The 13,528-nt window shown below is 55.9% G+C and carries 14 protein-coding genes; 11 read left to right on the top strand and 3 right to left on the bottom strand.

All coding sequences use genetic code 11. The annotated features are described in order from the left end of the window. Window positions 1-8: 8 nt before the first annotated feature. From AAC636_RS06950 to speB, 3 genes are read right to left on the bottom strand one after another with little or no spacing between them, the layout of a single operon-like run. Window positions 9-836 (bottom strand): glutamate racemase, encoded by an 828-nt coding sequence (locus AAC636_RS06950; protein ID WP_340300892.1) that lies wholly within the window; start codon window positions 834-836, stop codon window positions 9-11. Then, the gene (locus AAC636_RS06945; protein WP_340300891.1) at window positions 817-1,755 is read right to left on the bottom strand and encodes a lysophospholipid acyltransferase family protein; all 939 of its coding nucleotides are present in this window, start codon (window positions 1,753-1,755) and stop codon (window positions 817-819) included. Before AAC636_RS06945 ends, AAC636_RS06950 begins: the two co-directional genes overlap by 20 nt. After that, window positions 1,752-2,723, bottom strand: a complete 972-nt coding sequence (gene speB, locus AAC636_RS06940) for an agmatinase (RefSeq protein WP_340296733.1) — start codon at window positions 2,721-2,723, stop codon at window positions 1,752-1,754. The genes AAC636_RS06945 and speB overlap by 4 nt, the downstream gene beginning before the upstream one ends. A 136-nt stretch (window positions 2,724-2,859) precedes the next feature. Here speB and AAC636_RS06935 point away from each other — a divergent pair, with 136 nt between their 5' ends. The 11 genes from AAC636_RS06935 to purL all read left to right on the top strand — a co-directional run bounded on the left by AAC636_RS06935 (window position 2,860) and on the right by purL (window position 13,461). Further along, the gene (locus AAC636_RS06935; RefSeq protein WP_340300890.1) at window positions 2,860-3,387 is read left to right on the top strand and encodes a flavin reductase family protein; all 528 of its coding nucleotides are present in this window, start codon (window positions 2,860-2,862) and stop codon (window positions 3,385-3,387) included. 11 nt (window positions 3,388-3,398) lie between these two features. Then, a complete protein-coding gene (gene mazG / locus AAC636_RS06930; RefSeq protein WP_340300889.1) occupies window positions 3,399-4,211 on the top strand; it encodes a nucleoside triphosphate pyrophosphohydrolase in 813 nt (270 codons plus the stop codon). An 87-nt stretch (window positions 4,212-4,298) separates the two neighbouring features. Further along, window positions 4,299-5,195 (top strand): DMT family transporter, encoded by an 897-nt coding sequence (locus AAC636_RS06925; RefSeq protein WP_340300888.1) that lies wholly within the window; start codon window positions 4,299-4,301, stop codon window positions 5,193-5,195. A gap of 93 nt (window positions 5,196-5,288) precedes the next feature. Further along, entirely contained in the window at window positions 5,289-5,630 is a 342-nt protein-coding gene (locus AAC636_RS06920; RefSeq protein WP_340300887.1) for a hypothetical protein, read from the top strand. Continuing rightward, the gene (locus tag AAC636_RS06915; protein ID WP_340300886.1) at window positions 5,570-6,421 is read left to right on the top strand and encodes a hypothetical protein; all 852 of its coding nucleotides are present in this window, start codon (window positions 5,570-5,572) and stop codon (window positions 6,419-6,421) included. Before AAC636_RS06920 ends, AAC636_RS06915 begins: the two co-directional genes overlap by 61 nt. A gap of 92 nt (window positions 6,422-6,513) precedes the next feature. Further along, window positions 6,514-7,386 carry an ATPase gene (locus tag AAC636_RS06910; protein ID WP_340301108.1) on the top strand — a complete coding sequence of 291 codons (873 nt, stop codon included), beginning with the start codon at window positions 6,514-6,516 and terminating at the stop codon, window positions 7,384-7,386. A 34-nt stretch (window positions 7,387-7,420) separates the two neighbouring features. After that, window positions 7,421-8,368: a homoserine O-succinyltransferase gene (locus AAC636_RS06905; protein WP_340300885.1), complete on the top strand. Its 948-nt coding sequence runs from the start codon at window positions 7,421-7,423 to the stop codon at window positions 8,366-8,368. Window positions 8,369-8,425: 57 nt separating this feature from the next. Continuing rightward, a complete protein-coding gene (gene ppk2, locus AAC636_RS06900) occupies window positions 8,426-9,316 on the top strand; it encodes a polyphosphate kinase 2 (RefSeq protein ID WP_340300884.1) in 891 nt (296 codons plus the stop codon). Next, a complete protein-coding gene (locus AAC636_RS06895) occupies window positions 9,309-9,923 on the top strand; it encodes a TetR/AcrR family transcriptional regulator (protein WP_340300883.1) in 615 nt (204 codons plus the stop codon). The genes ppk2 and AAC636_RS06895 overlap by 8 nt, the downstream gene beginning before the upstream one ends. A 143-nt stretch (window positions 9,924-10,066) precedes the next feature. Next, on the top strand, window positions 10,067-10,969 hold the full coding sequence (locus tag AAC636_RS06890; protein ID WP_340251347.1) for a LysR family transcriptional regulator: 903 nt from the start codon (window positions 10,067-10,069) through the stop codon (window positions 10,967-10,969). A gap of 329 nt (window positions 10,970-11,298) precedes the next feature. Beyond that, window positions 11,299-13,461 carry a phosphoribosylformylglycinamidine synthase subunit PurL gene (purL, locus tag AAC636_RS06885; protein WP_340300882.1) on the top strand — a complete coding sequence of 721 codons (2,163 nt, stop codon included), beginning with the start codon at window positions 11,299-11,301 and terminating at the stop codon, window positions 13,459-13,461. Window positions 13,462-13,528 lie beyond the last annotated feature (67 nt).

Here is a 13,528-nt window from a genome sequence, read left to right as displayed (position 1 = left end):
CATCTCTTTCATGCATCAGGAAGCTCTGCCTGTTCAAAGGCAATCTTGCGGCGCAAAAACTGTGTGGCCTTGTTCGATACTTTTTGCGGGTCGCCCGTTGTCAAAAACTTCGTCACGGCCCCCGCACCTGCCATTTCAGGGCGGCGGGTCAGATAATCGGCCAAACTTTCGGCAACCAGATTGGGCTGGCTGTATACCGCCACATCAGGGCCAAGGGCAGTACGGAAATGCTCTTCAACCAGCGGGTAATGGGTGCAGCCCAAAATGGCCGCCTCGGGGCGCGGCATACGGCGCAACAGCGCCTCAACATGGCTGCGCACCATCGCCTCAGCCAAGATCATATCGCCCATCTCAATCGCATCCACCAAGCCGCCACAGGGCTGTGCTTCGACATCAACACCAATGGCGCGAAAGGCCAATTCACGTTGAAACGCGCGGCTTGAGACAGTTGCAGGCGTGGCAAAAAGCGCCACATGTTTTACCGCAACTTCGCGGGGGGGCGAGTTATCCCCCCATTGCCGCTCGGTCAGCGCCTCAATCAGGGGGACAAACACACCAAGGACGCGCTTGTCTTTCGGAACCCACCCCTCCTGCATCCGCCGCAACGCGGCCGCAGAGGCGGTGTTACAGGCTAAAATGACCAGATCACAGCCTTGATCAAACAGGCATTGCACCCCGCGCGTGGTCAGGTGGTAAATATCTTCTGCATCCCGCACCCCATAGGGCGTGTGCGCGTTATCGCCAAAATATACCAACGACAAATCGGGCAATCGCCGCGTGACCGCATCCAACACTGTCAGCCCGCCAAGGCCTGAGTCAAATATGCCGACCGCCATCTTCCTGCCTTTCATGCCGCTTGGCGAGACGCTTTTGATCAAATTCAAACCCGCGCAAGCGAGAGTCAATCGGCGTTTGGCTCAAGCGATAGGTTTCGCTGCGTAGAAAATCCATCAATGCGGGCGGATTGTCCAGATGAGCTGCCATATCTTGCCGCGAAATTGGCCTGCCCACTGTCACCTCAAGCGGCACTTTCATCCGTTTGCGAAATTCACGGATCAGCAACCCCATACGCAAGGTGACATGGATATGGCTCATGATCTGGAAAAGACGCGAATTCTGCCCTTCAAAGAAAATCGGGATCACGGTTGCGCCTGAACGCGCGACCATGCGCGCGGTAAAGAGCCGCCAATCTGGATCCATCGGAACGCCAAAAGGCTTGGCCGCAGTCGAAACTGTGCCGCCAGGAAAAATGCCAATCGCGCCCCCTTGATCCAAATAGGAAAACGCGGCCTTGCGTGTGGTGATGTTTTGCGCAACCGCCTCTTTGGTTTCATCGAAGGAGACGGGCAGAATGATCCGCTCAAGATCGGGGGCCTTGCGGAAAATCTGATGCGCGAGAATGCGAAAATCCCCGCCCCGGCGCTGGGATAGGATATGCCCCATAATCAACCCATCCAAAATGCCAAACGGATGGTTCGCAATCAAAATCAGTGGCCCCGCCTCGGGGATGCCCTCGAGCCCTGCCCCGTGATACTTGATCTTCAGGCCGTAGCGATCGCACATCACCTGCCAAAAATCATGACCTGCCGCCACTTGATCCTCATAGCCTTCGGCACGGCGGATCAAGGACAGGCGCCCTGTCGTGTTTTCCAACAAACGGATCACCGCACGCCCCATTCGGGTCTGCGCCGAGGTCGCATAGGTGATATCACGCGCCACCTGATAACGCTTTAATTTGCGGGGATGTTCTGTCATCCATGCCCCCGCTTTGGCCAACCCCAAAGGCAGATCAGTTCTAACGCAACATGGGCGGCAGCCACCGCCGTGATCTCGCCCGTGTCATAGGGGGGGGAAACCTCAACCACATCGCCGCCGATTAGGTTAATCCCCGCCAATCCGCGCAGGATCAAGGCCACCTCACGGCTGCTCAAGCCCCCCCAAACAGGCGTGCCTGTTCCCGGGGCATAGGCCGGATCAAGCGCATCAATGTCAAAGGAAAGATAGACAGGCGCATCACCAAGCCGCGTGCGGATCGCTGAAACCACATCCGCCACACCGCGCCGCGCCACATCTTGGGCACTGATGATTTCGATGCCCAGATTGTCGTCCACCACTGTGCGAATACCCACATGGATTGACCGCTGAACATCAATCAAACCTTCCTTCACCGCCTTGTAGCAGAAGGTTCCATGATCCACCCGCGCAGGCGCATCATCAGGCCATGTGTCGGTATGGGCATCAAATTGCAGCAAGGCCACGGGCCCGAATTTGGCCACATGGGCGCGCAAAATCGGCAGGGTGATCGAATGATCCCCGCCCAAGCTGATGACATTCGCCCCTTGGGCCAAAATGCCCGCAATATGCGCCTCAATTGCGGCGGGCGTCTGCGCGGGTTGCGCATAATCCAGTGCCATATCGCCGTAATCGGCAATCGCAAATTGCTCAAGCGGCGAGAAACCATCCCACCCAAAGGGCGGATCAAAAGGTTGCAAACTTGAGGCAGCGCGGATGGCGCGCGGGCCAAATCGGGTGCCTGCGCGATGCGTCACCGCCTGATCAAAGGGAATGCCTGTAATAGCCAAGTCCACCCCCGATAGGTCTTTAGACAGTTTGCGGCGCAAAAAAGAAGGCACCCCAGAAAACGCATTCTCAAATGCAAGCCCTTTGAACGATCCCGCCGTAATGGCCAGATCAATTTGGCTTTTGGCATCTTCCAGCGCCATTTTGCGCCTCTCCCTCACTGTCCCTGATCCGTTCTGTTCCAGCTTTGGGAAAAACTCAAGCCAAACCCGCCGCGGCGACTGGCCTCAAGGGTGAAATTCGACTAGATCTAGCCCAAAGATCAAAAAGGATGGGCAGATGACCGAGCAGACCGATAAATTGCGCCAAGATTTTATTGACGCGATGAGCCTTTGCGCGAATTCCGTCTGCGTGGTCAGCACCGATGGCGTTGCAGGTTTGGGGGGCTTAACCGTCTCGGCCATGAGTTCTGTTTCTGCAGACCCAGACACCCAAGCCGATGGCCCAACCATGTTGATTTGCGTTCATGCCAACTCGACATCGTTGCCTATCATTCTGGAAAATGGTGTATTTTGCATCAATATCCTCGGCCAAGGATCTGATCAAACAGCAGAAATTTTTGCAGGCCGGCATGGCCTCACAGGGGCTGCGCGCTTTGACAGGGTTGCCTATGCCCCACTTGCAACGGGCGCGCCCGTTTTCTCAGATGCTTTGACCGCCTTTGATTGCACCATTTTGAAATCAGACACCATCGGGACGCATCATGTGATTTTCGGCGTAGTGCGCGCCGTGACCCTATCCGATCAGACCGACCCGCTGATTTACCACAAACGCCGCTTTCGCGCTCTTGCGCCCGGAACCAAATAAAGGGATGCGCCATGTATGATCGTGATCTGATTGAAAATGGCGGCGGCTCTATGGCCCGCCTTCTCGAGATCATGCGCGCCTTGCGCGACCCAGAGGCGGGCTGCCCTTGGGATATCGAGCAAGATTTCGACAGCATCGCCCCCTACACGATTGAGGAGGCCTATGAGGTGGCCGATGCAATCTCGCGCCGTTCATGGGGCGAATTGCGCGGCGAATTGGGGGATTTGGTTCTGCAATCGGTCTATCACGCGCAAATGGCGGAAGAGGCAGGGTATTTCACCTTTGACGATGTTCTGCGCCACATTTCCGACAAGATGGTCGCGCGCCACCCGCATGTGTTTGGTGCAGAAAATCGCGACAAATCGGCAGACCAACAGGTCGAAGATTGGGAAAAGATCAAAGCCCGCGAGCGCGCCGCCCGTGCGAAAACGGGGGTTTTGGCCGATGTCGCACTCGGCTTGCCCGCCTTGATGCGGGCGGAAAAGCTGCAAAAGCGGGCAGCACGCGTGGGGTTTGATTGGCCGCAGATTGATCAAGTCATCGATAAAATCGCCGAAGAATCCGCTGAATTGGCCGAGGCGCGCGCGACCCTCCCCCAAGAGAAAATTGCCGAAGAAATGGGCGATTTGCTGTTTGTGATGGCCAATCTCGCGCGTCATCTCAAGGTTGACCCCGAAACGGCCTTGCGCAAGGCGAATGAGAAATTCACCCGCCGTTTCAATTATATAGAAAACCAACTTCGGGCAGATGGTCGAAGCGCAGATCAGTCCAATCTCGAAGAGATGGAAGCCTTGTGGCAAGAGGCCAAAACCAAGGGGCTGTAACGCCGCCATCTTGCCAAGCCTGTGATTTTAGCTACCTTCCTGCCTTGGCGCGATTTTGGGGCGCCTAACCTAGGAAAGCGTGCACAGATGAGCCAAGCAAACCAACAGCGCCCCGCATTGGCGGCGCTCTGGATGACGGGGGCGATTGTCGCCTTTACCCTGATGGCCATTGCGGGGCGGGCTGTCTCCTTTGAATTGGACACGTTCGAAATCATGACCTATCGCTCGGCTGTGGGGGTGGCGGTGGTTGCGATCCTGGCCACGGTCTTTGGCAAATGGGGCGAGGTCAAACGCGACAAGCTGCCGATGCATATGGGGCGCAATATCTTTCATTTTACGGGGCAAAACCTGTGGTTTTACGCGATCACCGTGATCCCACTTGCGCAGGTCTTCGCGCTTGAATTCACCTCGCCGCTTTGGGTCATGCTTTTGGCCGCCTTGTTTTTGGGCGAGCGTTTGACGCGGCTCAAGCTGTTTGTCGCGGTTGTGGGGTTCATCGGCATCCTCCTAGTAGTGCGCCCTTGGGTGGCGCCCCCCTCTGCGGGGATGATCATTGCCGCGGCGGCGGCGCTTTGTTTTGCCAGCACCGCGATTTTCACCAAGCGCCTGACGCAGAGCCAAACCATCACCTGCATCATGTTCTATCTCACGATCATGCAACTGGTCTTTGGTCTGGTGTGCAGCCTTGCAGATGGGGATATGGCCTTGCCGACAGGGGGCAATGTGGCGTGGATTGTTTTGATCGGCTTTGCGGGGCTCGTGGCGCATTTTTGTTTGACATCCGCCCTCAGTGTCGCGCCCGCCTCGGTGGTGATGCCACTGGATTTTGTGCGCCTACCTGTGATTGCCCTGATTGGGGTCATGCTCTATGCCGAACCCCTTGACCCAACGGTGCTTTTGGGGGCGGCCCTTATTTTTGGGGCAAATTACCTGAATATTACAGGCGCCGCGCGGCTAGAGCGCCGCAACGCCGCCACCAGTTAAATGTAATTTTTTAGGCATTTTTTATATATACAAGATGGGTACGCTTGCGCTTAATGATCACCAAGGGGGATCATTGTAGGAGGGAAACCCATCATGACCCGTAAGCGTTGGTTGCTTGCACCTGTTTATTCACTTTTATGCAGCCTGTGCATTGGCCAAGTCGCCCATGGAGGGGGCCTAGATCAAACCACATTCTCACCGCTAATCCTGTTCGAGGATGGCGGTTATGCCGAAATCAGCGCACAGCGCCGCGACAGTACTGTGTCAGGCGCACTTGTCGCCGCGCCAAACGTGGGCGCACAAAATGTCCTGCAAAGCCGCACCACGCTGAATTTGGGATATAAGCAAGATTTGGGTGATCGCATGGCGTGGCGTTGCAAATCACCACCCCCTATGCTGCCAACACCGCCTATAACGCGGTGGGGTATCCGCTGAACGGCACCACTGCCACATTGGAAAGCCGTGCCATCACAGCACTTTTATCCTATGACATCGGCCAAAACGCCTTTGCTTATGGTGGTCTGCGCCTGTTGCAATCGGATGGCGATATTTACGTTTCGCTGAATGCAGGCTTGCCGAATGTCTTTTCCTACCGCTTTGATGGCAAAAGCGATACGGGCCTTGGCTATGTTCTGGGGCTTGCCTATAGCCGCCCTGAATTCGGCACCCGCCTTGCGCTCAGCTACACCAGCCCGATTGATCTGACTTTTTCAGGCCAAGAGGGGCGGGTATTGGGCGTGGCAGGCGCAACCCCTGCCCTCAGCGACACGCGATTTGGCGTTGAGATGCCCGCAACCCTCAGCCTTGATTTCCAACAGGGCATTGTGACCAACACCGCCCTTTTTGGCCGCATTCAACAAAGCCGTTGGGGGGGATTTGAGATCAGGCCGAACCTTTACCCCGCGGGGGCATTGGTCACATATCGTGATGATGTCATGCGCTATGATTTGGGCGTCAAGCATCGCCTGAGCGAGGAGTGGGGTATATCGGCCCTGTATTCGCAAGAGCCGCAAACGGGCGGGCTATCTAGCAACCTTGCCCCTGTTGATGGCCTACGCGCCTTCACGCTTGGGGCCGAATATACGCGCGGCGGCGCGGCCATCGGGCTTGCCCTCTCTGAAGTCCGATTTGACGACACAACAACGGGGCTTGGAACCACGCCCTTTGCGCGGTTCAACGGAAACAGGGCAAGGCTTGTCACGATCCGTCTCAGCCATCGCTTTTAAGGTCGCCCACAAAATCGCCATTGGAATTTGGCAGGTTTTCAGGATAGACCTGCCAAAACAAGGCTTTGGCAAAGGCGGCAGGCCCTATGAAAATGCTTTATAAATCCGCAAGCGATTGGCGTGCAGCGGCGCAAAAACAGGTTCTTTTTTTCGGGATGTCAGGCCTTGGCAAGACACGGCTTGCCAATTTGCTACGCGATGCTGGGGATTGGTTCCACTATTCCATCGATTACCGCATTGGCACCGCCTATATGGGCGAGCATATTGTCGACAATCTCAAACGTCAGGCAATGCAAGTGCCGTTTCTGGCAGATTTGCTGAAGTCGGATTCTATTTTTATCGGCTCAAACATCACGTTTAACAACCTCGCGCCGCTCTCTACCTTCCTCGGAAAACCTGGTAATCCTGCCAAGGGTGGGGTCGGGTTTGAAGAATATATGCGCCGTCAGGCGCTGCATCGGCGCGCTGAGATCAACGCCCTTTTGGACACGCCCAGCTTTATCAGCCGCGCGCGCGACCTTTATGGATATGCCAATTTCGTCTGCGACACGGGCGGCTCTATTTGTGAGGTTGTTGACCCCAACGACCCGCAAGACGAAGTGCTGCGCACGCTTGCGCATAATTGCCTGATGATTTGGATTGAAGGGAGCGAAGATCATACCGAGGAATTGATCCGCCGCTTCACCCGTGCGCCAAAGCCCATGTATTACCAGCCGCAATTTCTGAATGCGCGATGGGCTGACTATTTGGCCGAAACGGGGCTGTCGCCCGATGCGGTCAATCCAGATGATTTTATCCGCAACACCTATGCGGCAGCCTTGCATCATCGCGCGCCGCTCTATCGCGACATAGCGACGAACTGGGGCCTGAGGGTCAGCGCCGAGGATGTCGCGCGTGTGTCCGATGCACAAGATGTGATTGCTTTGATCGCCACAGCCCTTGAGGCGCGCGGCGAGATCACCTAAATCCCCTTTTCGCGCTGAAGATACGGATCACCAAATGCCGATAACCCTGCCAACCAGCCTGCCTGCATTCTCCATCCTTCGGGATGAGGGGGTGATGGTCATGGGGCGCAGCGCGGCAGAAAGCCAAGATATTCGGCCATTGAAAATTGGGCTTTTGAACCTAATGCCCAAGAAAATTCAGACCGAGACGCAATTTGCCCGCCTGATTGGCGCATCGCCGTTGCAGACGGAATTCTCGCTGATCCGCATGAGCGAACATGAAACAAAGAACACCGCCGCGGAACATATGGCCGAATTTTATCAGCCATTTCGTGATGTTCGCGAGCAAAAATTTGATGGTCTGATCATCACAGGCGCGCCGATTGAGCATCTGGATTTCGAAGATGTGACCTATTGGTCTGAGCTGTGCGAAATCTTCGAATGGACGCAAACCAATGTCCATTCCACCTTTGGCATTTGCTGGGGCGGGATGGCGATGATCAATTATTTCCACGGCGTCAAAAAACATATGCTGCCCGCAAAGCAATTCGGGTGCTATCGGCATCGCAATCTGCAATCGGACAGCCCCTATTTGCGCGGGTTCTCCGATGATTTGGTGATGCCCGTCAGCCGTTGGACGGAAATGCGCCGCCCCGAGATCGAGGCAGCGGGCCTGCCCGTGTTACTCGACAGTCCCGAGGTGGGCCCTGCCTTGGTCGAAGATAGCGCACATCGCGCGCTCTATATCTTCAACCATCTTGAATATGACAGCACCACCTTGGCCGAAGAATATCAACGTGATCTGGGGAATGTTCAGGTGGACGGGGCCAGTATCGCCCTGCCCGTCAATTACTTCCCCCATGATGATCCAAGCCAAAAACCGCTCAACCGCTGGCGCAGCCATGCCCATCTTCTATTCGGCAATTGGATTTCGGAAATCTACCTGACGACACCCTTTGATATGGCGCGCATTGGTCAAGACAGCACCGATCTGCGGCGGTGATAGACGGGCGCAGGATGCGCCCCTATATTCAACCCAGACTGCACTGGGAAATTGGCCATGATTGATAGAAAACCATTTGATGGCGCAATTACGCGCTATTTTGAAGACAATGCGCCCGAGGCGATCCGCGCGGCCCTCAAGACAGCCGAGATTTCCGACATTCTTGATCCGACCTACCCCTATGCTGCGCGGATGGAAAATAGTCTCTACGTGGCTGAAATGACCGCATTGCAAATCGAACTGGCAAAATTTCACGCATGGGTGCGCGAAACAGGGCAACGGATTGCCGTGATTTTTGAGGGGCGCGATGCAGCGGGCAAGGGCGGCGCGATTGCGCGCGTCATGGAAAACCTAAATCCACGGGTGGCGCAAATTGTGGCCTTGTCGAAACCCAGCGAAACCGAGGCGGGGCAATGGTATTTTCAGCGCTACATCCAGCATCTGCCAAGCCGCGGGCAAATTCGGCTCTTTGATCGCTCATGGTATAATCGGGGCGTTGTGGAACATGTGTTTGGGTTTTGCACGCCCGCGCAACGCGAGGCCTTTTTTGCCCAAGCTCCACGGTTCGAGGATATGCTGCTTGAGGATGGGATCAGCCTGACGAAAATTTGGCTCAATCTGGGCCGTGCCGAACAACTGCGCCGCTTTTTGGCGCGTGAGAATGACCCGCTCAAACATTGGAAACTGTCGCGTATCGATGTCGATGGTCTGGCGAAATGGCACGAATACAGCGCCGCGATCCGCGAAACCCTGACCCGCACCCATACCGCGACAGCGCCGTGGCATGTGATCCGTGCTGATGATAAACGCCGCGCGCGTTTGGCGGTGATCCGACAGATTCTCAGCCAGTATGAGTATCCAGAAAAAGAACCCAACCTTGCGTCCGCCCCCGATCCTGCCATAAGTGGCGGGCCTGAGGCTTGGACAGATCAAGGGGACAATGCGTAAACAGGGCTATCATCACGGCAATTTGCGTCAAGCCTTGGTTGAGGCCGCTTTGCGGTTGATCACCGAGAAAGGCCCCGCAGGTTTCACCTTGGCCGAGGCGGCTAAGGATGCGGGCGTGACCCCTGCCGCCGTGTATCGCCATTTTCAAGGCCGTGAAGAATTGATCACCGAGGCCGCCTTGCAAGGTCACGCGATCTTTCGCGAGGCGATGGAGGCCGCGTTCAATAGCAAATCCGCCCCTCTGGCCGCATTCGAGGCCACGGGCCGCGCTTATTTGCGGTTTGCGCAATCTTATCCCGGTCACTACATGGCCATGTTTGAAAGCGGCCTTTCGGCCAGTGCCCATCCTGATTTGGCCCGTGAATCAGAAAGATCCCGCGCGATTTTGGAACGGGCCGCCGAGGCACTTAGCGCACAATTGCCCGCCGACAGACGCCCGCCTGCATCCATGTTTACCGCACATATCTGGGCCATGAGCCACGGGGTTGTTGAACTCTTTGCGCGCGGTCGCGAAGGTGGCAATGCCCCCTTCCCCGCTGAAGACCTTCTTGAGGCAGGGATCGGGATTTATCTGCGCGGTCTTGGCCTGCTCGACAAAGACTGTTAGCGCAGGACACAGGAGACGTCACGCAGTGCCAAAAAAAATGGCACTGGCCTGTAAAATTTACACAAATGTGACGATCTCCCTTTAAGGAATGCAAGAAAACCCTTATAGTCCAAATGCTTGGATATGCGCGCAGGATGAATGTAATGGATTGGGATCGTTTACGGATCTTTCACGCCGTGGCGGATGCAGGCAGTTTGACCCATGCGGGGGACGTGTTGCATCTCAGCCAATCGGCGGTGTCGCGCCAAATTCGATCCTTAGAAGACGAATTAAACGCAACCCTGTTCCATCGTCACGCGCGCGGTTTGATTCTGACCGAACAGGGCGAATTGCTCTTTGATGCCACGCGCCATATGGCAAAGCGCCTTGATGCAGCCGCCGCCCGCATTCGCGACAGCGAAGAAGAGGTCTTTGGTGAATTGCGCGTGACCACCACCATCGGCTTTGGCTCGCTATGGTTGGCACCGCGCCTGCCCGCGCTTTATGAAAAATATCCCAATCTCAAGATCGATTTGATGCTTGAGGAACGGGTGCTGGATTTGCCAATGCGCGAGGCCGATGTGGCCATCCGCATGAAGGAACCCAGCCAAGCGGATCTCATTCGCAAGCGTTTGATGAATATTCGCATGCGTCTTTACGCTTCGCCCCAATATCTCGAGCAAAACGGCGTTCCCCAAACACTTGAGGATTTACGCGACCATCGCCTGATCAGTCAGAATGCAACGGCGGCACAGGTCTCCTCAGGTGCGCTTTTGGTGCGTCAGCTGATGTCTTATGAAATTGGCAGCTTCTTGACTGTAAATAACTATTTCGGGGTGCTGCAGGGCGTCATCCATCACCTTGGCATTGGGGTTTTGCCCGATTACCTGACGCAAGACTTTCCCAATTTGGTGCGCGTTCTCGACAATGTCGAAAGCAATGATGTGCCCGTTTTCCTTGCCTATCCCGAAGAACTGCGGCAGTCCAAACGCATCGAGGCCTTCCGCGAATTTGTGACCGAAGAAATCATCGCACATCGCCGCAAAGAACGGGACGGAAACGTCTAAACGGCCCGAACTCCTGCGTGACATTTCCGCCATGACCCTGTGTGATATGCGCCACATGCATAGCGGGTTTGCATTCTTGTGGCGGGATTTTTCTTGATACTTCGCAAAGTGATCATTAATTGGGCAGTAGTGATGACATTTGAACAAAGTGTCATGACTACCTCCCTGTTGGACTTCGGCCGAGACTTGTCTCGGCCTTTTTTTTGGCCAAAGCGCAAGATACGGCTTTTGCACAACCTGTGCCCCGCCCCCCCTTTCCCCTCCCGCGCCTATGCCGTAAAGACGGGGTGTCTGCGCGCCATTGCGCCTCGCCACAGGAACGATACCCCATGACCGAACCCGAAATCACCCCCGAGTTGATCGCTGCACATGGCCTTAAGCCTGATGAATATGAGCGCATCCTCGAGATTATCGGACGCATCCCGAATTTCACGGAACTTGGCATTTTTTCGGCCATGTGGAACGAGCATTGCTCGTATAAATCTTCAAAAAAATGGTTGCGCACCCTACCAACCGAAGGGCCGCAGGTTATTTGCGGGCCAGGCGAGAACGCGGGCATTGTTGATATTGGCGATGGTCAGGCGGTCGTGTTCAAAATGGAAAGCCACAACCACCCCTCCTATATCGAGCCCTATCAGGGCGCGGCCACGGGCGTGGGTGGGATTTTGCGCGATGTTTTCACGATGGGCGCGCGTCCAATTGCGGCGATGAATGCACTCTCCTTTGGTGCAGTAGATCACCCCAAAACACGCTCTTTGATCCATGGGGTTGTGCGCGGTGTTAGCGGCTATGGCAACAGTTTCGGCGTCCCCACTGTGGGGGGCGAGTTGCGCTTTGACGCGGCATATAATGGCAATTGCTTGGTCAATGCCTTTGCCGCTGGTCTGGCTGAGACGGATAAGATTTTCTATTCCGCCGCCTCTGGCGTGGGGATGCCTGTTGTCTATTTGGGCGCCAAGACAGGTCGTGACGGGGTTGGCGGGGCCACGATGGCCAGCGCCGAATTTGACGACACGATTGAAGAAAAGCGTCCAACTGTTCAGGTTGGCGACCCTTTCACAGAAAAGCGCTTGCTTGAGGCCTGCCTTGAATTGATGGCCTCAGGCGCGGTGATCTCAATCCAAGATATGGGCGCCGCAGGCCTGACCTGTTCTGCGGTCGAGATGGGGGATAAGGGCGGCTTGGGGATCAAGCTGCAACTTGATCATGTGCCGCAGCGCGAGCCCAACATGACCGCCTATGAAATGATGCTGTCTGAAAGCCAAGAGCGCATGTTGATGGTGCTACGCCCCGAAAAAGAGGCCGAGGCGCGCGTCATTTTTGAAAAATGGGATCTCGATTTTGCCATTGTCGGGGAAACGATTGCTGAAGACCGCTTCGTGATCATGCACGGCAATGCAGTGAAGGCGGATTTGCCGCTGTCGAAACTGTCCTCTACGGCACCAGAATATGACCGCCCTTGGGTCGAAACCCCTGCCGCCAAGGCGGTGGATTTCATCCCAGAAATCGACCCGATTGATGGGTTAAAGGCGCTTTTGTCTTCGCCCAATTACTGCGGGCGCGGCTGGGTCTATCAACAATATGACACCCAAGTTGGCGCAGACACGATCCGCACGCCGGGCTATGGGGCGGGCGTTGTGCGCGTGGCAGGCACGAATAAGGCGTTGGCATTCACCTCGGATGTGACACCGCGCTATGTCAAAGCGAACCCCTTTGAGGGCGGTAAGCAGGCCGTGGCTGAGGCCTATCGCAACCTTGTCTCTGTAGGGGCAACACCGCTTGCCACCACCGACAACCTGAATTTCGGCAACCCCGAAAAGCCCGAAATTATGGGCCAATTCGTGGGTGCCATTAAGGGCATTGATGCGGCCTGTTCAGCGCTCGACACCCCAATCGTTTCGGGCAATGTCAGCCTTTATAATGAAACCGATGGCAGCGCGATCCTGCCCACCCCCACGATTGGGGCGGTTGGTTTGATTGCGGATATTGACCGCGACCTGATCAACGGAACGGCACGCGAAGGTCACTGGGCGCTTTTGGTCGGGGAAACCCATGGTCATTTGGGCCAATCCGCGCTGTTGGCCGAAGTGTACCATCGCGTTGAGGGCGATGCCCCCGCCGTTGATCTTGAGTCAGAGCGGAAAGCGGGCCAATTCATTCTCGACAATCGCGAAATGATTTCAGCGTGTAATGACCTCTCGGATGGCGGGCTTGCCTTGGCTGCGTTTGAGATGGCCACAGCCTCAGACACGGGTGTGACATTGGATGCAAGCGATGCGGCCAGCTTGTTTGGCGAAGATCAGGGGCGCTATTTGATTGCCTGCTCGACCGATAAGGCCGAAGCCTTGATGGTTGCCGCGGGCCAAGTGGGCCTTCAGATCACCACGGTTGGTAAATTTGGTGGCGACCAGATCACCATTGGCGGCTCTAGCGAAAGCCTTGATGCGCTTCGGGCCCTATCAGATGGCACGCTGTCCCGCCTGTTTGACTGAACCATAACGCGCCCCCAATAGGCCCCTTGTTTGGGGCCATATCGGGGCCTAGATTAGACGTAACAGA

The organism is Roseobacter sp. HKCCD5988 (assembly GCF_037830355.1).
Taxonomy (GTDB): Bacteria; Pseudomonadota; Alphaproteobacteria; order Rhodobacterales; family Rhodobacteraceae; genus M30B80.
The sequence above is the reverse complement of the archived record's forward strand: the minus strand, read 5'-3'. Positions and strand labels throughout refer to the sequence as shown.